Here is a 19,798-nt window from a genome sequence, read left to right as displayed (position 1 = left end):
CGGCTCATGACCGAGCGTCTTTCCCCGGGTGACGAAGCCCCGGACTTCACCCTGCCCGACAGCGAGGGCAACGACGTCTCCCTGCACGACTTCCGCGGCGAGTCCGTGGTGGTCTACTTCTACCCGGCGGCGAGCACCCCGGGCTGCACGAAGCAGGCCTGCGACTTCCGCGACAACCTGGCCCAGCTGAACGACGCCGGCTACCGCGTGATCGGCATTTCCCCGGACACGCAGGCGAAGCTGGCGAAGTTCGCGGAGCACGAGAAGCTGACGTTCCCGATCCTGGGCGACCCGGAGAAGTCGGTCATCGAGGCGTGGGCCGCGTACGGCGAGAAGAAGAACTACGGCAAGACGTACATGGGCGTGATCCGGTCGACCTTCGTGGTCGACGCGGAGGGCAAGATCGCGCACGCCTGGTACAACGTCCGGGCGGCCGGCCACGTGGCGAAGCTGATCCGAGACCTCGGCCTGGCTTCCTGACGCCGAGTTCGCGGACGCCGCCGTCAGCCCTCCGCGAGTTCCCGCAGCGCCGGGAGCAGGGCCCGCAAAGCCCTGCCCCGGTGCGAAAGCGCGTCCTTCTCCGCCGGCTCCATCTCAGCCGACGTCCGCGACTCGCCATCCGGCTGGAAGATCGGGTCGTACCCGAACCCGTTCGTCCCCCGCCGAGCGCGGATCAAGCTCCCACGCCACTCACCGCGGACGACCGTCTCCTCACCCGAAGCCAGCACCAAAGCCGCCGCGCAGACGAACTGCGCCCCGCGCCGCTCGTCCGGAACATCGCCGAGCTGCCCCAGCACGAGGTCCAAATTGGCCTCGTCGTCGCCGTGTTTACCCGACCAGCGGGCCGAAAGCACGCCCGGCATCCCGTTCAACGCGTCGACAGCGAGCCCCGAGTCATCCGCGATCGCAGGCAACCCAGTAGCCGCAACAGCATCACGGGCCTTCGCGACAGCATTGCCCTCGAAGTCCGGAGCAGTCTCAGGCGCCTCAGGGAACGAGGGCACGTCAGCGAGACCGAGCACCTCGATCCCGGAGATCCCTTCAGCCTCAAGGATCCGCCGAAGCTCCCCCAGCTTCTTGGCGTTCCGAGTAGCCAGAAGCAGCTTCGTCACTTCGACCCCTTCTTCTTGTCCGGCCGCGGCTCCGGCAGCTCCCCGGGATACGGCAGCGCCAACGCCTCGTTCTGCATCCGGGTCAAATCGGCACACCCCGCCAGCGCGATGTCGAGCATCTTGTCCAAAGTGGACCGGGCGAAGGTCGCGCCCTCGCCGGTGCCCTGGACCTCGATCAGCGTGCCCGCGTCCGTCGCGACGACGTTCATGTCGACCTCGGCGCGCGAGTCCTCCTCGTACGGCAGGTCCAGCCGGACGCGGCCGTCGACCACGCCGACGCTCACCGCGGCCACCGAAGAGGACAGCGGCTGCGGGTCGTTGAGGCGGTTCGCCGCGCCCAGCCACGTGATCGCGTCCGCCAGCGCGACGTAGCCGCCGGTCACCGCCGCCGTGCGGGTGCCGCCGTCGGCCTGGATGACGTCGCAGTCGATGACGATCGTGTTCTCGCCCAGCGCCGCCAGGTCGATGCAGGCGCGCAGCGAGCGGCCGATCAGCCGGGAGATCTCGTGCGTGCGGCCGCCGATCCGGCCCTTCACCGACTCGCGGTCACCGCGGGTGTTGGTCGCGGACGGCAGCATCGCGTACTCGGCCGTCACCCAGCCGAGGCCGGAGCCGGCCCGCCAGCGCGGGACGCCTTCGGTGACGCTCGCCGCGCACAGCACCCGCGTGTTGCCGAATTCGATGAGTACCGAACCCGCCGGCCACTGCTGGAACCCCCGGGTGATCTTGATGTCACGGAGCTGGTCGTCGTTCCTGCCATCTTTTCGAGCCACGGGAGCACTCTAGGACCGCGCCGCTCACACGTCGTAGACGGCACCCTGCTTGACGACCTCGGCTCCGGCGAACTCCGCCGAGGCCTCCGCGAGAACCGCGCCCGCGTCGGTCCACGGCGCGATGTGCGTCAGCAGCAGCCGGCCGACCCCGGCTTCGCGGGCCAGCTCGCCGGCCTGCTTGCCGGACAGGTGCACGCCCACCGGCCGCTCCGCCGAATCCGTCCAGGACGCTTCCGCGAGCAGCAGGTCGACGCCGTCGGCGAGCTCGTTCAGCGCCGCGCACGGGCCGGTGTCGCCGGTGAACGCCAGGATCCGGCCGCCGTAGGAGATCCGGAGGCCGTACGCCGGGGTGGGGTGGTCGACCTCGACCGCGACGACGTCGAACGGCCCGATCCGGAACGGCTCCGGGCGCAGCGGGCGGAAGGCGTAGACGTCCGAGAGGTCGGTGCTGGCCCGCTCGGTCTCGTTGGGCGCGTACGCGTTCGCCAGCCGCGTCGGCGCGTCCGGCGGCGCGTAGAGCGGCAGCAGGCGCGGCCGGGCGGGGTACGGCGGCGCCGGGTGGTAGCGCCGCAGGACGGTGAGTGCGCTGACGTCGGCGCAGTGGTCGGGATGCAGGTGCGTGAGCACCAGCGCGTCGAGGTCGAACGGGTCGGCCACGGCCTGCAGCTGTGCCAGCGTGCCGTTGCCGAGTTCGAGGCCGAGCAGGAAGCCCTCGGCCTCGACCAGGTATCCGGACGCGGCCGCGTTCGGCCCGGGGATGCTGCCGGAGCACCCGAGGATGGTCAGTCGCACTTCGACACCCTAAGCGCCCGCCGCGCCGATCACGCGGTGGTGGGAGCGAGGACACCCGGGGCGAAGCCCATGAACCGCTGGGCGAGCCGGGCGAACGGCTCGGCCGAACCGGTGGCCACGAACTCGTGCCGCGGCGGGGTGTCCCGGGTGGTCAGCAGGTCTAGTTCGGTGAGCACGCGGACGAGGTCCTTCGCGGTCTCGTCGGCACTCGAAACCAGCGTGACCTCCTGGCCCATCACGATCTGCAGCACGCCCTGCAGCAGCGGGTAGTGCGTGCAGCCGAGCACGAGCGTGTCGACCTGCGCGTCGAGCAGCGGCTCCAGGTAGCCCTGCGCGAGCCCGAGCACCTGGCGGCCGGAGGTGATGCCGCGTTCGACGAAGTCCACGAACCGCGGGCAGGCGACGCTGGTGAGCGTGATGGCGGGCGCCGCGGCGAACGCGTCCTCGTAGGCCCGCGACCGCACGGTGCCCTCGGTGCCGATGACGCCGACGCGGCCGGTGTGCGTCGCGACGACGGCACGGCGCGCGGCGGGCAGCACAACCTCGATCACCGGGACGTCGTAGCGCTCGCGGGCGTCGCGCAGGCAGGCCGCGGACGCGGTGTTGCAGGCGATCACCAAGGCCTTCACGCCGCTCTCGACGAGCTCGTCCAGCGCCGCGAGCGCGTAGCTGCGCGCGGTCGCGATCGGGAGCGGGCCGTACGGGTTGTGCGCCGTGTCGCCGACGTAGCGGAGCTGCTCGGCGGGAAGCTGCTCGAGGATCGTCCGCGCGACCGTCAGCCCGCCGACGCCGGAATCGAACACGCCGATCGGGGCATCAGCGGGCGGAGACGTCACGCTTCGAGGCTACCTGCTGCCGCCGGGACGGCCTTGCGCGACCGGCGGCTGGTCAGCCAGGCGGCGAGGACGCCGGCGAGCGCGCCGAACACGTGGCCCTGCCAGGAGACGCCGGGGTTGCCCGGCAGCAGCCCGGCCAGCATGCCGCTCCACACGCCGAGCAGGACGACGGCGACGAGGATCTGCCCGGCCGCGCGGTTGAAGATGCCGCGGACCAGCAGGTAGGCGAGCCAGCCGAAGGCCAGCCCGGACGCGCCGACGGTGACCGCGTTCGCCGGCCCGATCAGCCACACGCCGAGCCCGGACACCACCCAGATGATGGCCGTGACCAGTGCGAACCGGCCGATCCCGGCGGCCATCGCGAGGAAGGAGAACACCAGCACCGGCACGGTGTTGGCGAACAGGTGCGACCAGCCGGCGTGCAGCACCGGCGCGAACAGCACGCCGTCCAGCCCGGACAGCTCCCGGGAATGGATGCCGCCCTGGTCCAGGTCGCCGGGCAGGATCACGTCCACCAGCTCGACCAGGTAGAGCAGCAGGGTGAACGACAGCGCGACGAGCGCGGCCGCCTTCGGTCGCGGCGGCAGCACGCGCTTGGCGGCGTCGGTTTCCGGGGCGGGGATCGGTGTGCTCACGGTTCGAGGCTACGTCCGGGTCAGGCGCCCGCGCCTCGGGTGAAATCCCTGATCCGGCGGCAACCCGGCCCGGCCCGAGCGCCCCAATGTGGCCTTCGGTGCGTCAGACGCACCCAAGGCGGCCTTCGGTGCGTCAGACGCAACCAAGGCCACATTGGGGCGCTTCAGTCCGTGCCCCCGCCCGGCACGCGATCCGGCGGTTTTGTCGGTGCCCGCCGCTAGCGTGGCCGGCATGGACGTCACCGGTTACCTCGCGCGGCTCGGCCTCGATCCCGAGCCGCCGAGCCTCGCCGCGCTGCGGCGGCTGCACGCGGCGCACGTCGAACGCGTGCCCTACGAAGCCCTGGAAGTCCAGCTCGGGCGGCCGACCCCGCTCGACCCGGCGGCTTCGCTGGCGCGGATCCTGCAGGGCCGCGGCGGGTACTGCTACCACCTCAACGGCGCTTTTTCGGCGTTGCTGCGCGCGCTCGGCTACCAGGTCACGCGGCACCTCGGCGGGGTGCAGGGCAGCGCGGCGGACGCGCCGAACGTCGACCGCAACCACCTGGCGCTGACCGTCACCGGGCTGCCGGACGCCCCGGGCAGCACGTGGCTCGCCGACACCGGGCTCGGCGACGGCCCGCACGAGCCGCTCCCCCTCCGGGAAGGCACCTACGTGCAGGGCCCGCACACCTACCGGCTGCGGCCGTCGGAGGTGGCGCCGGGCGGCTGGCGGTTCGAGCACGACCCCGCGGGCAGCTTCACCGGCATGGATTTCGCCCCCGGGCCCGCGGAGCTGGCCGACTTCGAGGAGAAGCACGCCTGGCTGTCGACCGCTCCGGAGTCCGGCTTCGTGCGGGTCTGCGCGTTGCTGCGTCGGGACGCGACCGGCGTCGACACGCTGCGCGCCCTGACGCTGAACCGCCACGGCGCCCGGGAGGTGATCGGGTCACCCGGCGACTGGTGGGCGGCCGCCGCGGACGTGTTCGGCATCCGGCCGGCGCTGTTCACCGACGCCGAGCGCGAGCGGGTGTGGCGGCAGTGCGCCGCCCAGCACGAAGCTCACGTCGGCGGCACGGGCAGCGAGGTGGTGCCCAGCGCGTAGTCCACCGCCGCTTCGGCGTGCAGGCGGGTCGTGGGGAAGGTCGGCACGGGGGCGTCCTCGGGCCCGACCAGCAGCTCGATCTCCGTGCAGCCGTAGATGACGCCCTCGGCACCGGCTTCGACGAGCCGCGCGATCACCCCGCGGTAGGCCTCGCGGGAGGCGGGCTCGACGACCCCGAGCACCAGCTCGTCGTAGATCACCCGGTGCACGAGTTCGCGGTCTTCGGCCGGCGGCACGAGCACGTCGAGGCCGTGCGCGGCGAGGCGCTCGCGGTAGAACGGCTGTCCCATGGTGAACCCCGTGCCGAGCAGGCCGACCCGGTGGATCCCGGCGGCCCGCACGGCCGCGGCGGTGGCGTCGGCGAGGTGCAGCAGCGGGATGCCGAGGCCGTCCTCGAGCCGGTCGGCGACCTTGTGCATGGTGTTGGTGCAGAGCACGACGAAGTCGGCACCGGCCGCTTCGAGGGCCTTGGCGGCGCGGTTCAGCTCGGCGCCGGCGTCGTCCCAGCGGCCGCCGGCCTGCATGCGCTCGATCTCGGCGAAGTCGACGGAGTAGAGCACGGTGTGCGCCGAGTGGAACCCGCCGAGGACGGCCTTCACCCGTTCGTTCACAAGCCGGTAGTACTGGGCGGAAGATTCCCAGCTCATCCCGCCGAGCAGCCCGATGACCTTCATGCTGACAGCATGCCCGAACTGCGCACGGCGTTTGCCGGGGTCTCGAACGTGCTGGTCACCGACGGTGCTTCGGCGGTGCTGGTCGACGGCTTCTTCTCGCGGCCGTCCCTGCTCAAGATGGCGACGCGGGTGGCCCCGGACCGCGACCGGATCGACGAAGCCCTGGGCCGGCTCGGCGTCACGGAACTGGACGCCGTCCTGGTCGCGCATTCGCACGTGGACCACGCCCTGGACGCCCCCGTGGTCGCGAAGCTGACCGGGGCCACGCTGGCCGGCTCGCCGTCGACGCGGAAGATCCAGGAGGGCTACGACCTGGCGGCCGAGCCGTTCGAGGAGCTGGTCCCCGGCAAGCCCGTGGAGTTCGGCGCGTTCACCGTGACCCCCGTCGACGCCCGCCACAGCGACGGCGACCGGGTGCCCGGTGAGATCACCGAGCCGGTCCGGCTGCCGGCGAAGGCCAAGGCGTTCAAGACCGGCCGGTGCTACTCGTTCCACATCGCCCACGCGGCGGGCACCGTCCTGGTCCACGCGTCGGCGAACTTCGTGCCCGGCGCGCTGGCCGGCTTCGCCGCGGACGTCGTCTACCTCGGCATCGGCGCGGCGGGGAAGAAGAGCGAACAGTGGCGGGAGGAGTACTGGCGGGAGACCGTCGGCGCGGTCGGCGCCCGGACCGTCCGGCCGGTGCACTGGGACGCCTTCTGGCGGCCGCTGAGCAAGCCGCTCAAGCTCCTGCCCAAGGTCTTCGACGACCTGGACAGGACGATGGCCACCTTCGAGCGGCTGGCCGAGGCCGACGGCGTCGGCCTCGCCCTGCCCGAACTCTGGAAAGCGGAGTAGCTCAGGCCCAGAGCTGCCCGTCGAGCCGCTCCGCCGCTTCGTCGAGCGAACCGGCGTACGCACCCGTCGACAGGTACTTCCACCCGGCGTCGGCCACGACGAAGGCGACGTCGGCCGTTTCGCCGCGAGCCGCGGCCTTCTCGGCGACGGCCAGCGCGGCGTGCAGCACCGCGCCCGTCGAGATGCCGGCGAAGATGCCTTCATGCTCCAGCAGCTCACGCGTGCGGCGAAGCGCGTCGTACGCGCCGACCGAGTACCGCCCGTTCAGCACGCTGGGGTCGTACAGCTCCGGCACAAACCCCTCGTCGAGGTTGCGCAGGCCGTACACCAGCTCGCCGTAGCGCGGTTCGGCCGCGATGATCTGGACGTCCGGCTTGGCCTCGTGCAGGTAGCGCCCGCAGCCGACCAGCGTGCCGGTCGTGCCGAGGCCACCGACGAAGTGCGTCAGCGTCGGCAGGTCCTTGAGCAGCTCGGGACCGGTGCCGTGGTAGTGCGCGTCGGCGTTGGCCGGGTTGCCGTACTGGTAGAGCATCACCCAGTCCGGGTTGTCCTCGGCCAGTTCCTTCGCCCGCCGGACGGCCTCGTTCGAGCCGCCCGCGGCGGGCGAGAAGACGATCCGCGCGCCGTAGGCCTGCAGCAGCTGCTTGCGCTCGGTCGAGGTGTTCTCCGGCATGACGCAGACGAGCCCGTAGCCCTTGAGCTTGGCGGCCATGGCCAGCGCGATGCCGGTGTTGCCCGACGTCGGCTCCAGGATCGTGGAGCCGCGCCGGAGCTTGCCTTCGCGCTCGGCGGCTTCGATCATGGCCAGCGCGGGGCGGTCCTTGATCGAGCCGGTCGGGTTGCGGTCCTCCAGCTTCGCCCACAGGCGCACGTCGTGCGTCGGCGAGAGCCGGGGCAGCCCGACCAGCGGGGTGCCGCCGAGTGCGTCGAGCAGGGACTCGAAGCGAGCCATCGATCAGCCACCGGCCACGGCGGGGAGGATGGTCAGGGTGTCGCCGTCCTTGACCTCGGCCTCGAGGCCACCGGAGAAGCGCACGTCCTCGTCGTTGACGTAGACGTTGATGAAGCGGTGCAGCTTCTCCTCCTTGACCAGGCGCGCCTTGATGCCGGCGTGCCGGGACTCGACGTCGTCGATGATCTCGAGCACGGTCGCGCCCTTCGCCTCGACGGACTTCTCGCCGCCGGTGTGGGTGCGCAGGATCGTCGGGATGGAGACGGTCACGGCCATGGGTTCTTACCTCCGGTGGTTTCCTAGACGCAGACGCACTCGGCGCGGCGCTTTATTCCGGTCGTCAGTCGATGATCTCGACCGGCTCCTCGGTGATCTCGGCGTCCACGATCCGGTACGACCGGAACTCGTGCACTTCGGGGTCGCGGGTGGAGACGAGCACGTAGTGCGCGTCCGGCTCGGCCGCGATGTTCGCGTCGGTCCGCGACGGGTACGCCTCGGTCGCCGTGTGCGAGTGGTAGATGACCACCGGCGCCTCGTCGTTCGCGTCCAGCTCGCGGTAGAGCTTCAGCAGGTCGGCGGAGTCGAATTCGTAGAACGTCGGCGAGCGCGCCGCGTTCAGCATGGGGATGAAGCGCTCGGGCGAGTCGGAGCCCTCGGGCCCGGCGATCACCCCGCACGCCTCGTCGGGGTGGTCACGGCGGGCGTGGGCGACGATCTCGTCGACGAGTTCACGGCGAATCCGGAGCACATCGACATCTTAGGTCGTGGACACAAGCGATCCATATCCTGAGATGCTGTGCCGGAGAGCACACTGGGGACATGCCGATGCCGTCGATCGCCCGCGAGCGCTGCCGGAAGTTCCTCCGGGACGGCGAGCGGATCCAGTACCTCATCCCCGGGATCTCGCTGTACGTCAACGGCGTCCGCACGCGGGCCGCCTTCTTCGTCGTGGTCACCGACCGCAGCATCACCGTTCTCTACGGCGGCCGCTTCCGGCGCTACACGCCGAAGGCCGTCTACGACCGGCTCTCCCGGCGCACCGAGATCGGGCCGGTCGAGGTCCACCCGTCGCTCGGCCCGGTGCTCACCGTCGCCGAACTGCACCTGGAGATCGACGAGGAGTACGTCAGCGCCGTCCGCGCGGCCAACCTCGAAGGCGCCCGCGACCTGCCGCCGGACCCGCTCCCGGACCTCTGACTCAGCCGAACGCCTCGGGCCACACGTCCCGGTAGGCCGGCACTCCGCCCGCGGCCGTCGCCGCCAGCAGGCCGCGCACCATCGCCCGCGCGAACACCCGCGCCGCCGCCGAGCACAGCGCGTCCAGCGCCACCGGGCGCGCCGCCGCGCCGAACGGGCCGCTCGCGTCCGGGAGCTCACGCTCGCCCGTGGCCAGCGCGAACACCGTGTCGCCGTCGAACATCGTGTGCGCCGGGCGCACCGCGCGCGCCAGCCCGTCCTGGGCCGCGACCGCGATCCGCCGCGCCTCGGCCTTCGACAGCGCCGCGTCGACCGCGACCACGCCGATCGTCGTGTTCAGGTCGGTCCGCTTCGAGGGCAGTGAGGCGGCCCGCGAAGGCCACGTCACGCCGAAGTCCCCGTGGTCGGCCGCGTACGCCCGCCCGGTCGAGAGATCCACGGCCTCGCCGGCCGCGTTGACCGCCGCCAGCGCCCCGACGGTGAACCCGTTGACGACCTCGCTCGCCGACCCGATCCCGCCCTTCAGCGACCCCACGGCCGCCCCCGCGCCCGCGCCGACCGTGCCTTCCGCGAACGAGGCGGACGCCGCCGCACAGGCTTCGTACCCGAAAGACGCGTCGGGCCGGTTGCACCAGTCGCTGCGCGGCAGGTCGAACAGCACGGCCGCGGGCACGATCGGCACCACCTCGTGCGGCTGCGCGCCGACCGGGAAGCCCAGGTTCCGTTCCGAAAGCCACCGCATCACGCCGTCCGCCGCGGCCAGGCCGTACGCCGACCCGCCCGACAGGCAAACCGCGTTGACCCGCTGCACCAGGTTCTCCGGCTCCAGCAGGTTCGTCTCCCGCGTGCCGGGCGCGCCCCCGCGCTGGTCGACGGCCCCGACCGCGCCGCCGGGGACCAGCACCACCGTCGTCCCGGTGGCCCAGCCGTCGCCGACCCGCTCGTGGTGCCCGACCAGCACGCCGGGGACGTCGGTGATCATCCGGTCAGCGCCTGGATCAGCGTCTCCTGCACCCAGGTCAGCCAGTGGTAGACGCCCAGGTGCGGCGCCCGCGGGTCGTCCTCGGGCAGCTCGTCGGGCATGTCTTCGGTGACGTCGAGGGCGGTGCCCAGCGCCAGCCGGACGTCGTTGAGCGCGCCCAACCAGGCGTCGGCCTGCTCCTCGGTGAGCCGGACCTGGCCGCCGTCGCGGGGCAGCGTGTCGAGCACGGTCTTCGCCACGCCGACCTTGATGTCCAGCAGCTCCGGCTCGTGCAGCGAGCGCATCGCCGAGGCGGAGTCGAGGTCCTCGCGGGTCGGGTTGTCCGGGTCGAGCTTGTGGAAGTCCGGGAGCAGCCGCGAGAGCACCGGGTCGTCCGGGGACTCGGTGGGCCCGGTCCGGATGCCGGTCAGCTCGGCGAGCTCGTCCTGCGGCGCCTCCTCGGCCCGCGCGGTGAGCATGTCCTCGAGCTGGCTGACCAGCCCGCGCAGGACGGCCGCCTCCTGCTGCTCGAACCCCGCGTGGATGACCGCGCCCTTGCGCCGCCAGCCGTTCACGAGGTCTGCTCCATGGTGGCCCACAGGCCGGCCGCGTGGAGTTTCGCCACGTCCGTCTCCACCTTCTCCTTGCTGCCGGACGACACGATCGCCTTGCCCTTGTGGTGCACGTCGAGCATCAGCTTGGTGGCGTGGTCGCGGCTGTAGCCGAACAGCTTCTGGAAGACGTACGTCACGTACGACATCAGGTTCACCGGGTCGTTCCAGACCACGGTCCGCCAGGGGGTGTCCGACTCGGCTACTTCGGCACCGGCCGGTTCGACCTGCGTCTGTTCGGATGCGACAGGCGTGGACATGCACCCCATGGTGTCACGGGGGTCACGGGGTACGCCGCGCCAGGTCCGGCCATGTGGGTGAATAGGCTTACCCCATGGGTTCACCGGAACCGGCCACGGCCAGCACTGCGCTGCTCACCGACCACTACGAGCTGACCATGCTGGGCAGCGCGCTCGCCGACGGAACGGCGGAGCGGCCCTGCGTGTTCGAGGTGTTCGCCCGGCGATTGCCGGACGGCCGGCGCTACGGCGTCGTCGCGGGCACCGCGCGCGTGCTCGACGCCATCGCGGACTTCCGCTTCACCGACGCCGAACTGGCGCAGCTGGAAGCGACCGCGGTCGTCGACGACGCGACGCTGTCCTGGCTCGCCGACTACGAATTCTCGGGTGACCTCGACGGGTACGCCGAGGGCGAGCTGTACTTCCCGGGCTCGCCGATCCTGACCGTCACCGGCTCGTTCGCCGAATGCGTGCTGCTCGAGACGTTGGTGCTGTCGATCCTCAACCACGACAGCGCGATCGCGTCGGCGGCGGCCCGGATGTCCGGCGCCGCGCACGGCCGCCCGATCATCGAGATGGGCGGCCGCCGGACGCACGAGTACGCCGCCGTCGCGGCCGCGCGCGCCGCCTACCTGGCCGGCTTCGCAACGACGTCCAACCTCGAAGCGGGCCGCCGCTACGGCATCCCGACGCGGGGCACCGTCGCGCACGCCTTCATGCTGCTGCACGACAGCGAAGAAGCGGCGTTCCGCGCGCAGGTCGAGAAGATGGGCGCGGACACGACACTGCTGGTCGACACCTACGACATCACCGCCGGCATCGAGACCGCGGTCCGCGTCGCCGGGCCGGAGCTCGGCGCGATCCGGATCGACTCCGGCGACGTCGGCCCGCTCGCCCGCCGGGCCCGGGAGCAGCTGGACTCCCTCGGCGCGAAGGACACCCGGATCGTCGTGTCCGGCGACCTCGACGAGCACGCCATCGCGGCGCTGCGCGCGGAGCCGGTGGACGCGTACGGCGTCGGGACCTCGGTGGTCACCGGGTCCGGCGCGCCGACCGCCGGCATGGTCTACAAGCTGGTCGAGGTGGACGGCAAGCCGGTCGCCAAGCGCAGCGCGCACAAGGAGTCCCGCGGCGGCCGCAAGTCCGCGCTGCGGCGCCACCGCGGCACCGGTACCGCGGTCGAGGAGGTCGTCTGGACCACGGCGGGCCCCGCGCCGGCCGCGGAGGCCAACGACCGGCCGCTGCAGATCCCGCTGATCCGCGCTGGCCGCGCGGAGGCGGATCTGCCTACGCTCGACGACGCCAGGCAACGGCTGCGCCGCGGCCTGGTCAGCCTGCCGTGGGAGGGCCTCAAGCTCTCGCACGGCGAGCCCGCTATCCCGACGCTGTTCTTCTGATCGGAGTTCGACCATGGGTACCGCGCTGATCGTGGTGGACGTGCAGAACGACTTCTGCGAAGGGGGTTCGCTCGGCCTGCCGGGCGGGGCCGCCGCCGCGGCCGGCATCTCGAAGCAGGCCGCCGAAGGGGGCTACAGCCACGTGGTGGCCACCAGGGACAACCACATCGACCCGGGCGACCACTTCAGCGAGACGCCGGACTTCAAGGACAGCTGGCCGGTGCACTGCGTCGCCGGCACGCCGGGTGCGTCGTTCCACCCCGCGCTCGACGTCGTCCCGATCACCGAGGTCTTTTCGAAGGGCGAGTACAGCGCCGCGTACTCCGGCTTCGAGGGCGCGGCCCGCGACGGGAAGTCCCTGGAAGCGTGGCTGCGCGAACACGACGTCACCGACGTCGACGTCGTCGGCATCGCGACGGACTTCTGCGTCCGCGCGACGGCGCTCGACGCGGCGAAGGCGGGCTTCGGGGTGCGGGTGCTGCTGGACCTGACGGTCGGTGGCTCGCAGCCGACGGTCGACGCGACGCTGAAGGACTTCGACGAGGCGGGCATCGCCTACACCGGCACCGCCGCCGTGCCGCCGGCCTCGTGAGGGACCTCCGGGCGGTACTGGCCGAACACCGGCTCGTCGCGATCCTGCGGGCCTCGGACGCGTCTCGGTTCGCCGACGCGGCGATGGTGCTGCACGCGGCGGGCGTCCGCCTGCTCGAAGCGACGCTGACGACACCGGGCGCGCCCGCGGCGATCACCGCGCTGCGCCTGGCCCTCGGCGAAGACGCGCTGATCGGCGCGGGCAGCGTCCGCGAACCGTCCGATGTGGACACCGCGGTCGACGCGGGCGCGGCGTACCTGATCACCCCGACGGTCAACCCCGCGGTGCTGGAGCGCGCCGCGGAGCTGGACACGCCGGTGGTCTGCGGCGCGCTCACGCCGACCGAGATCGACCAGGCGTGGCGCCTCGGCGCGGCCGCGGTGAAGGTGTTCCCGATCGCGGCCGCCGGCGGCGTCGCGTACCTGCGCGCGGTCCGCGCCCCGCTGCCGGACGTCCCGCTGGTCCCGACCGGCGGCGTCCACCTGGCCGACGTCGAGGGCTACCTGCGCTCGGGCGCGATCGCCGTCGCGGCGGCGACACCCCTGCTGGGCGACGCGCTGTCGTCCGGCGGCAGCCTCCCGGACCTGGCCACCCGCGCGGGCGAGTTCGTCGCGGCCGCGAGCCGCTTCACGACCGTCTGAGGCGCCGCTTTCACGTGAAAGCTACGCTTTGCGCCGCAAAGCGGCACTTTCACGTGAAAGTGCCGCGCTACTTCTTGCCGAAGGGGTCGCAGGCGGCCGTGCCCAGGTAGATGTCGCCGCTGGCCGGGCCGCCCTGCGGGAACAGCCGGATGTGCACCGCGTGCGTCACCAGGCTGCCGTCCGGCGGCTGCGGCGTCACGGTCTCGTTGAGGACCACCGTCGCCAGCGCGGTCCCCGCGGCCCCGCCGGGGATGACGACCCGGTGGTTCGGCGGGATCTCCGCGGGCACGGTGATCCCTTCGACGGCGCCGATCGACACCTCGCCGCCGCTGCCGTTCTCGCTCGTCGCGCACTTCGCCGAGAAGGTGCGCACGGTGATCACCGGACCGCCGTAGCGCTTGAGCACGGTCGCCGCGAACCGGTGCCCGGACGCCTGCGCGACGGAGACGCCCCCGGAGCGCCCGCAGCCGGACTCGCCCATCCCGAACGCCGCGACGTCGCCCGTCGCGCCGCCCGACGTCTGCGCGCTGTAGGGCCCGTCCGCGGTGCATTTCGCCAGCTCACCGGTGACGACGTGCTCGTTGTCGAGCATTACGTCCAGCGAGCCCGAAGACGCCCATCCGGTGGACGTCCCGGGTGCCGCGGCGGCCAGGAGCGGCACGCTCAGCGTTGTCACCGCCAGCAACCGGAATGTCCTCTTCCTGGCGGTTCGCATGCACTGGCCTCCACGGTCGTCGTGACAGTTCGTAGTTACCCACTACGTCATCGGCAGCCCGGCCGCCGTCCCTGATCGGGTCCACCCGGACGAGTGGCCGGTGAGGAACGCAACTTCGCGGGTTTTGCCGCGGTAACGAGCGTTAACCTCGATCTACCGCACACCCAGGGAGGTTTCGTGTCTTCGCTGTCCTTCGCCGGCAAGCGGCCCGTGCTGGCCGACCTCGTCCCCGGCTCGCTCGTCCGGGACATCGCGCTGGTCGCCGGCGGTGCCGTGCTCACCGGCGCCGCCGCGCAGCTGACCATCCCGGTCCCGGGCAGCCCGGTGCCGATGACCGGCCAGACGTTCGCCGCGCTGCTCGTCGGCGCGTCGCTGGGCATGTCGCGCGGCGCCGCGTCGATGCTGGTGTACCTGCTGGTCGGCGCCGTCGGCGTGCCGTGGTTCCAGCACGGCACCGCGGGCCTGTCCGGCGCGAGCGCGGGCTACATCGTCGGGTTCGTCTTCGCCGGCGCGCTGGTCGGCGCGCTCGCCGGCCGCGGCGGCGACCGGACGCCGGTGCGCACCGCGGGCACCATGGTGCTCGGCAACATCGTGATCTACGCGTTCGGCGTGCCGTGGCTGATGGCGTCGACCGGGTTCGACCTGTCGACGGCGTTCGCCAAGGGCGTCACGCCGTTCCTGGTCGGGGACGCGATCAAGATCGTCGTCGCGGCGGGTCTGCTGCCGCTGACCTGGAAGCTCGTCTCAGGCCGCGAGCAGGACTGACACCCTCGGTGATCCGGCGCGAGCGGCCCGTTCGCGCCGGATCACCGATCCTGTCGGTCCCGGCGGCTAATGTGTGTCGCTGTGCCCGCCCGAACTGATTTCCCCGGCGTCCTCGAACTCCTCACCCACGCGGTGGAGTCCGTGGGCGGTGCCGAACGCCCAGGGCAGGTCGAAATGGCGGACGCCGTCGGCCGCGCCATCCGCACCGGCGAGCACCTGGCCGTGCAGGCGGGCACCGGCACCGGCAAGTCGCTGGCCTACCTCGTCCCCGCGATCCGCCACGCCGTCCAGAAGGAAGCCACGGTCGTCGTCTCGACGGCGACCATCGCGCTGCAGCGCCAGCTGGTCGACCGCGACCTCCCGCGCCTGGCGAAGGCGCTGAAGAAGCCGCTGGGCCGCGAACCGACCTTCGCGATCCTCAAGGGCCGCCGCAACTACATGTGCCTGCACCGGCTGGATTCCGGCGCGCCGGACGAGCCGGAGGACGCCCAGCTCTTCGACCCGTTCGCGGTGTCGCGGCTGGGCAAGGAGGTCACGCGGCTGCGGGAGTGGGCGTCGGACACCGAAACCGGCGACCGCGACGAGCTCGTCCCCGGCGTCACCGACCAGGCGTGGCGCCAGGTTTCGGTGACGGCGAAGGAATGTCTCGGCGCTTCGCGCTGCCCGATCGGCACGGACTGCTTCGCCGAGAAGGCCCGCGCCGAGGCCGGCCGCGCCGACGTCATCGTGACCAACCACGCGCTGCTGGCGATCGACGCGCTGCAGGGCTACCAGGTGCTGCCGGATCACGACGTGGTGATCATCGACGAGGCCCACGACCTGGTCGACCGGGTCACTTCGGTCGCCACCGGCGAGCTGACCAGCGCGATGTGCGCGTCGGCCGCGCGCCGCTGCGGCAAGCTGATCGACGCCGACGTCGCCGACCGCCTGCTGGAGGCGGGTGACGGGCTGGCGCTGATCGTGGACGACCTGCCCGCGGGCCGGCTGGACGAGCTGCCGAGGCCGCTCCAGGGCGCGATCCCGGCGGTCCGCGACGCCGCGCACGCGTGCATCACCGCGCTGGGCTCCGACCGCAAGGAGGACGTCGAGGGCGCGACGGCGCGCAAGCTGGCGCGGTCGCTGCTCGACGAGGTGCACGACACCGCCGTCCGGCTCCTGGAGGCGTTCGACGACGACCAGGCGCACCAGCGCGACGTCGTCTGGCTGTCCGGCGACAAGTTCTCCTCGAACCCGCGCCCGCCGGCGCTGAAGGTGGCGCCGCTCGGCGTCGCCGGCCTGCTGCGCGAGCGCGTGTTCAACCAGCACACGACGATCCTGACCTCGGCGACGCTCACCCTCGGCGGCACGTTCGACACCATGGCGCGCCAATGGGGTCTGCCGCCGGCCGCGGCCCGCGTCGAGCAGGCGCCGGGCGCCGCGACGGAGAAGGAAGCGCCGTCGGACGCCGACACCGGCCCGAAGTGGACCGGGCTGGACGTCGGCTCGCCGTTCGACCACAAGCGCAATGGCATCCTCTACCTGGCCAAGCACCTGCCGCCGCCGGGCCGCGACGGCCTCGCTTCGTCCACAATGGACGAGCTGGCCGAGCTGATCGAGTCCGCGGGCGGGCGCACGCTGGGGCTGTTCTCCTCGATGCGGGCGGCCAAGCAGGCCACCGAGGAGATGCGCGAGCGGCTCGACTTCCCGATCCTCTGCCAGGGCGAGGACGCGACGTCGCTGCTGGTCCAGAAGTTCTCCGAGGACGTCCGCACGTGCCTGTTCGGCACGCTCAGCCTGTGGCAGGGCGTGGACGTGCCGGGGCCGTCGCTGCAGCTCGTGGTCGTCGACCGGATCCCGTTCCCGCGCCCGGACGACCCGGTGTCCTCGGCCCGCCAGCGCGCGGTGGAAGCCCGCGGCGGCAACGGGTTCCTCACCGTGGCGGCCACGCACGCGGCGCTGCTGCTGGCGCAGGGCACCGGCCGGCTGCACCGGTCGGTCACCGACCGCGGCGTGGTCGCGGTGCTGGATTCGCGGCTGGCGAACGCCCGCTACGGCGGATTCCTCCGTGCTTCACTGCCGCCGTTCTGGCCGACGATGGACCCGAAGGTGGTGCGCGAAGCATTGCGCCGGCTGGACGCAGCCGCGCCCGCGTGACGCGGTCCACAGCACCGACCGGTACGGTGAAGCAACCGAAGCAATAAAGGGAGCACCGGTTGACCCAGGATTCGTCCAGCGCACAGTCCCGGACCGTCAGTGTCGACGACACCGGCGTGCGGCGGCGCCTCGCGGACGGCAGCGAAGAAGCTGTCACGTGGGCTGGCCTGTCGTCGGTGATGGTCCGGGTGATCCCCGACGGCCCGTGGAACGAAGACGTGTTCTTCATGCTGGTCGGCACCGACGGCAAGGGCACCGCGGTCCCGAGCGGCGACCCGGCCGCCGACGCGTTGATCGAGCGCCTGCAGGCCCTGCCCGGCTTCGACAACGAGAAGTTCATCGAAGCCATGACGACCGACGCCGACCAGGCGTACGTCGTTTGGGAATCCAGCCAGAACTAAGCCCGCGGGAAGCTTTCCGTCACCGGGATGCCCTTCTTGAGGGTCCGGCTCACCGTGCACAGCCGCTCGATCGCGCGGTCCACCGCACCCGCCAGCGCCTCCCGCTGCTCCGCCGCCAATGTCGACACGTCGACGTCGAACGCGACGTGCACGGCGTCCAGTTCCGAAGCCCCTTCGCGCCGGTCCGCCGTCACGGTGACGCGGAACTTCGCGTCCTCGCCGACCCGCCGGGTGATCAGCTGTTCGGCGGTCACCGCGCTGCAGCCCGCGGCCGCGATCTGCAGCAGCTCGGCGGGCGAGAACGCCCCTTCGGTGCCGGCCCGGCCCAGCCGGACCTCCGCGCCCCGGTCGTTGCGCCCCACGAACGCGTGCTGCCCGTCGCGCTGAACTTCGAGTCCCATGCCCGCTCCAACCGGCTCAGTGAGCGGCTTGTTCCGGCGCCCATTGGGCGAGAACCGTGATCGTGCCCGGGTCGACCTCGGTGAACCCCGCGTCCCGCACGGCGATGACGCGGTCGCGCCGCCACGCGCCCTCCGGGTCGTCCCCGGGGTGCAGTTCCTTCCACTGCACGGGGCTCGCGGTGCGCACGGCGGTCCGGTAGCCCCGCTCGGCCCAGCCGGCCAGCGCGGCGTCGTCCAGCAGCGCGGCGAGGATCATCGTCGCGTGGCCGACCTGCGCGGACGCCTTGCCGACGGTCATCGGCACGTGCGGGTTGAGCAGCAGCAACGGCACCCCGTCCGGGACCGGGCCCGGCTCGTCGGGCGGCAGTTCGCTGCCCGAGATCTGCAGCCGCGCGACGTCCTTGGGCGTCTCGGTGACCAGGCCCGGGACGAGCGCCCGCGCCTGCGCGCCGTCGACCTCGACGGTGATGCCCGGCAGGTCCTGGACGGCCGCCCAGTGCGCGCCACGGGCCCGCCGCGCGACCTTCCGGATCCGGTTGTCGAGCCACGCGTGCATCGGCTCGGCCCACTCACCGCCCGGCCGGGCGCGCTCGTCGAGGCACACGGCCAGCGCGGCCGCCGCCGCGGCCTCCAGCAGGGGCGTGCGGCCCGGCGGCTCAGCCCGTTCGATGCGCAGGATGACCGGCATCGCGCGGACTTCCTCCGGGAGCTCGTCGGAGGTGTCCGACGTGTCTTCGGCCGGGAGCCCCAGCCAGAAGGCGTAGCGGGCGCCCAGGGGGTCGAGAACGCTGCTCACGGACGCATCAGCTCGAGACCGTCGGCGGCGTCGGCTGCTTCGACCTCGCCGCGGGTCAGCCCGAGGACGAACAGCACGGCGTCGAGGTAGGGGTGCGACAGCGCGGTGTCGGCCACCTCGCGCAGCGCGGGCTTGGCGTTGAACGCGACGCCCATGCCCGCCGCCGAAAGCATGTCGATGTCGTTGGCGCCGTCCCCGACCGCGACGCACTGCTCCAGCGGGATGTCGTACTCGCCCGCGACGCGGCGAAGCACCTTCGCCTTGCCGGCCCGGTCGACGACGTCGCCGATGACCTTCCCGGTGAGCTTGCCGTCCACGATCTCGAGCTCGTTCGCCGCCGAGAAGTCGAGGCCGAGTTCGTCCACCAGAGCACCGATGACCTGCGTGAACCCGCCGGACACCACACCGGTCTTGAACCCCATCCGCTTGAGCGTGCGGATCGTCGTGCGGGCGCCGGGGGTCAGCTCGATGGACGCGGCGACCTCGTCGATCGCCGTGGCGGGGAGGCCCTCCAGCAGCGCGACCCGGCGTTCCAGCGACTCCGTGAAGTTGAGTTCGCCGCGCATGGCCGCCTCGGTGATCTCGCGGATCTCCGGCTCGACCCCGGCGTGCGCGCCCAGCATCTCGATGACCTCACCCTGGATGAGGGTCGAGTCGACGTCGAAGACGACCAGCCGCTTCGCCCGCCGCGTGATCCCGGCCCGCTCGACGGCGATGTCGACCCCCGCCTCGACGGCGGCGTCGGCGAGCTCCGAACGCAGCGCGGTGTCGGCTTCGGGGGTGTCCTGGTCGACCGAGACGTACAGCTCCAGCCCGGTCACGGGGTAGTCGGCGACGCTGCGGATCGCGTCGATGTTGGCCCCCAGCGACGCCAGCCGGCGCGCGACCTCGGAGAAGCCCCGCGCGGTGACCGGACGACCGAGCACGACCAGCACGTGGGTGGAGTCGCGGCGGCCCAGCGCGAACGGGTCCTCCCCGATCGCCGACCCGATCTTGACGTCGACCTGCATGCCGACGGACGCCATCGCCTGCTCGACGTACTCCTGCAGGCCCTCCGGGTCGCGGTACACGCCGGCGAGCACGCCGAGCACGAGCTGCCCGCGGATCACGACCTGCTCGACGTCGAGGACGTCGACGTCGTGCCGGGTCAGCACGGCGAACAGCACGGACGAGACGCCCGGCTTGTCGGGGCCGGTCGTCGTGATCAGGACGGGGGTCTGGGTCACTGGTCATCCCTCGTTCGGCAACGCTGCA

Annotated in this window: 26 protein-coding genes; 10 read left to right on the top strand and 16 right to left on the bottom strand. The window is 72.3% G+C overall.

The features are described 5' to 3' along the window. Window positions 1-6: 6 nt before the first annotated feature. Window positions 7-480, top strand: a complete 474-nt coding sequence (gene bcp / locus H4696_RS42515; RefSeq protein ID WP_086864243.1) for a thioredoxin-dependent thiol peroxidase — start codon at window positions 7-9, stop codon at window positions 478-480. A gap of 23 nt (window positions 481-503) precedes the next feature. Here the strand turns inward: bcp and rdgB are convergent, their stop codons facing one another. Genes rdgB through H4696_RS42490 form a run of 5 tightly spaced genes read right to left on the bottom strand, consistent with a single transcriptional unit; the run spans window position 504 to window position 4,148 of the window. After that, the gene (rdgB, locus tag H4696_RS42510; RefSeq protein WP_086864242.1) at window positions 504-1,112 is read right to left on the bottom strand and encodes an RdgB/HAM1 family non-canonical purine NTP pyrophosphatase; all 609 of its coding nucleotides are present in this window, start codon (window positions 1,110-1,112) and stop codon (window positions 504-506) included. Beyond that, on the bottom strand, window positions 1,109-1,885 hold the full coding sequence (gene rph, locus H4696_RS42505; RefSeq protein WP_086864241.1) for a ribonuclease PH: 777 nt from the start codon (window positions 1,883-1,885) through the stop codon (window positions 1,109-1,111). Before rph ends, rdgB begins: the two co-directional genes overlap by 4 nt. A 24-nt stretch (window positions 1,886-1,909) precedes the next feature. Further along, entirely contained in the window at window positions 1,910-2,677 is a 768-nt protein-coding gene (locus H4696_RS42500; RefSeq protein WP_086864240.1) for an MBL fold metallo-hydrolase, read from the bottom strand. A gap of 29 nt (window positions 2,678-2,706) precedes the next feature. After that, on the bottom strand, window positions 2,707-3,513 hold the full coding sequence (gene murI, locus H4696_RS42495) for a glutamate racemase (protein WP_086864239.1): 807 nt from the start codon (window positions 3,511-3,513) through the stop codon (window positions 2,707-2,709). Continuing rightward, window positions 3,510-4,148: a rhomboid family intramembrane serine protease gene (locus H4696_RS42490; protein WP_086864238.1), complete on the bottom strand. Its 639-nt coding sequence runs from the start codon at window positions 4,146-4,148 to the stop codon at window positions 3,510-3,512. Before H4696_RS42490 ends, murI begins: the two co-directional genes overlap by 4 nt. A 223-nt stretch (window positions 4,149-4,371) precedes the next feature. Between H4696_RS42490 and H4696_RS42485 the strand changes: the two genes are divergently transcribed. Next, on the top strand, window positions 4,372-5,232 hold the full coding sequence (locus H4696_RS42485; protein ID WP_086864237.1) for an arylamine N-acetyltransferase family protein: 861 nt from the start codon (window positions 4,372-4,374) through the stop codon (window positions 5,230-5,232). Here H4696_RS42485 and H4696_RS42480 read toward each other — a convergent pair. After that, a complete protein-coding gene (locus tag H4696_RS42480) occupies window positions 5,190-5,906 on the bottom strand; it encodes an aspartate/glutamate racemase family protein (protein ID WP_086864236.1) in 717 nt (238 codons plus the stop codon). The two genes, H4696_RS42485 and H4696_RS42480, sit on opposite strands and share 43 nt — an antisense overlap. Window positions 5,907-5,915: 9 nt before the next feature. Between H4696_RS42480 and H4696_RS42475 the strand changes: the two genes are divergently transcribed. Beyond that, on the top strand, window positions 5,916-6,743 hold the full coding sequence (locus tag H4696_RS42475) for an MBL fold metallo-hydrolase (protein WP_086864235.1): 828 nt from the start codon (window positions 5,916-5,918) through the stop codon (window positions 6,741-6,743). A 1-nt stretch (window position 6,744) separates the two neighbouring features. Here H4696_RS42475 and H4696_RS42470 read toward each other — a convergent pair whose 3' ends face one another. From H4696_RS42470 to H4696_RS42460, 3 genes are all read right to left on the bottom strand, one after another. Continuing rightward, window positions 6,745-7,695 (bottom strand): PLP-dependent cysteine synthase family protein, encoded by a 951-nt coding sequence (locus H4696_RS42470; RefSeq protein WP_086864234.1) that lies wholly within the window; start codon window positions 7,693-7,695, stop codon window positions 6,745-6,747. 3 nt (window positions 7,696-7,698) lie between these two features. Continuing rightward, window positions 7,699-7,971, bottom strand: a complete 273-nt coding sequence (locus H4696_RS42465) for a MoaD/ThiS family protein (protein WP_020640924.1) — start codon at window positions 7,969-7,971, stop codon at window positions 7,699-7,701. Window positions 7,972-8,035: 64 nt separating this feature from the next. Beyond that, on the bottom strand, window positions 8,036-8,443 hold the full coding sequence (locus H4696_RS42460) for a M67 family metallopeptidase (RefSeq protein ID WP_086864233.1): 408 nt from the start codon (window positions 8,441-8,443) through the stop codon (window positions 8,036-8,038). A 71-nt stretch (window positions 8,444-8,514) separates the two neighbouring features. Here H4696_RS42460 and H4696_RS42455 point away from each other — a divergent pair, with 71 nt between their 5' ends. After that, complete coding sequence (locus H4696_RS42455) at window positions 8,515-8,892, top strand: hypothetical protein (RefSeq protein ID WP_086864232.1); 378 nt, start codon at window positions 8,515-8,517, stop codon at window positions 8,890-8,892. A gap of 1 nt (window position 8,893) precedes the next feature. Here H4696_RS42455 and H4696_RS42450 read toward each other — a convergent pair whose 3' ends face one another. From H4696_RS42450 to clpS, 3 genes are read right to left on the bottom strand one after another with little or no spacing between them, the layout of a single operon-like run. Continuing rightward, window positions 8,894-9,874 (bottom strand): P1 family peptidase, encoded by a 981-nt coding sequence (locus H4696_RS42450; RefSeq protein ID WP_086864231.1) that lies wholly within the window; start codon window positions 9,872-9,874, stop codon window positions 8,894-8,896. Continuing rightward, entirely contained in the window at window positions 9,871-10,428 is a 558-nt protein-coding gene (locus H4696_RS42445) for a DUF2017 domain-containing protein (RefSeq protein WP_086864230.1), read from the bottom strand. Before H4696_RS42445 ends, H4696_RS42450 begins: the two co-directional genes overlap by 4 nt. After that, window positions 10,425-10,724, bottom strand: coding sequence for an ATP-dependent Clp protease adapter ClpS (gene clpS, locus H4696_RS42440; protein WP_086679752.1), 300 nt, complete (start codon window positions 10,722-10,724; stop codon window positions 10,425-10,427). Before clpS ends, H4696_RS42445 begins: the two co-directional genes overlap by 4 nt. A 74-nt stretch (window positions 10,725-10,798) precedes the next feature. On the opposite strand from clpS, the gene H4696_RS42435 reads away from it, so the two are divergent. Genes H4696_RS42435 through H4696_RS42425 form a run of 3 tightly spaced genes read left to right on the top strand, consistent with a single transcriptional unit; the run spans window position 10,799 to window position 13,333 of the window. Next, window positions 10,799-12,100: a nicotinate phosphoribosyltransferase gene (locus H4696_RS42435; RefSeq protein ID WP_086864229.1), complete on the top strand. Its 1,302-nt coding sequence runs from the start codon at window positions 10,799-10,801 to the stop codon at window positions 12,098-12,100. Between the two features lie 13 nt (window positions 12,101-12,113). Then, the gene (locus H4696_RS42430) at window positions 12,114-12,692 is read left to right on the top strand and encodes an isochorismatase family protein (protein WP_086864228.1); all 579 of its coding nucleotides are present in this window, start codon (window positions 12,114-12,116) and stop codon (window positions 12,690-12,692) included. Then, a complete protein-coding gene (locus H4696_RS42425; RefSeq protein WP_086864227.1) occupies window positions 12,689-13,333 on the top strand; it encodes a bifunctional 4-hydroxy-2-oxoglutarate aldolase/2-dehydro-3-deoxy-phosphogluconate aldolase in 645 nt (214 codons plus the stop codon). The genes H4696_RS42430 and H4696_RS42425 overlap by 4 nt, the downstream gene beginning before the upstream one ends. Before the next feature lie 67 nt (window positions 13,334-13,400). Here H4696_RS42425 and H4696_RS42420 read toward each other — a convergent pair whose 3' ends face one another. Then, window positions 13,401-14,018: a choice-of-anchor P family protein gene (locus H4696_RS42420; RefSeq protein ID WP_086864226.1), complete on the bottom strand. Its 618-nt coding sequence runs from the start codon at window positions 14,016-14,018 to the stop codon at window positions 13,401-13,403. 207 nt (window positions 14,019-14,225) lie between these two features. Here H4696_RS42420 and H4696_RS42415 point away from each other — a divergent pair, with 207 nt between their 5' ends. From H4696_RS42415 to H4696_RS42405, 3 genes are all read left to right on the top strand, one after another. Continuing rightward, window positions 14,226-14,813 carry a biotin transporter BioY gene (locus H4696_RS42415; protein ID WP_086864225.1) on the top strand — a complete coding sequence of 196 codons (588 nt, stop codon included), beginning with the start codon at window positions 14,226-14,228 and terminating at the stop codon, window positions 14,811-14,813. Window positions 14,814-14,894: 81 nt separating this feature from the next. Further along, window positions 14,895-16,946: an ATP-dependent DNA helicase gene (locus H4696_RS42410; protein ID WP_086864224.1), complete on the top strand. Its 2,052-nt coding sequence runs from the start codon at window positions 14,895-14,897 to the stop codon at window positions 16,944-16,946. A gap of 59 nt (window positions 16,947-17,005) precedes the next feature. Next, complete coding sequence (locus tag H4696_RS42405; protein ID WP_086864223.1) at window positions 17,006-17,347, top strand: hypothetical protein; 342 nt, start codon at window positions 17,006-17,008, stop codon at window positions 17,345-17,347. Here H4696_RS42405 and H4696_RS42400 read toward each other — a convergent pair. From H4696_RS42400 to serB, 3 genes are read right to left on the bottom strand one after another with little or no spacing between them, the layout of a single operon-like run. Continuing rightward, on the bottom strand, window positions 17,344-17,748 hold the full coding sequence (locus H4696_RS42400; protein WP_086864222.1) for an OsmC family protein: 405 nt from the start codon (window positions 17,746-17,748) through the stop codon (window positions 17,344-17,346). The two genes, H4696_RS42405 and H4696_RS42400, sit on opposite strands and share 4 nt — an antisense overlap. Window positions 17,749-17,764: 16 nt before the next feature. Continuing rightward, on the bottom strand, window positions 17,765-18,544 hold the full coding sequence (locus tag H4696_RS42395; protein WP_192782828.1) for a peptidyl-tRNA hydrolase: 780 nt from the start codon (window positions 18,542-18,544) through the stop codon (window positions 17,765-17,767). Continuing rightward, complete coding sequence (gene serB, locus H4696_RS42390) at window positions 18,541-19,770, bottom strand: phosphoserine phosphatase SerB (RefSeq protein ID WP_086864587.1); 1,230 nt, start codon at window positions 19,768-19,770, stop codon at window positions 18,541-18,543. The genes H4696_RS42395 and serB overlap by 4 nt, the downstream gene beginning before the upstream one ends. Between the last annotated feature and the right edge of the window lie 28 nt (window positions 19,771-19,798).

The sequence above is a fragment of the Amycolatopsis lexingtonensis genome (assembly GCF_014873755.1).
In the GTDB taxonomy this organism is placed as follows: Bacteria; Actinomycetota; Actinomycetes; order Mycobacteriales; family Pseudonocardiaceae; genus Amycolatopsis; species Amycolatopsis lexingtonensis.
The sequence above is the reverse complement of the archived record's forward strand: the minus strand, read 5'-3'. Positions and strand labels throughout refer to the sequence as shown.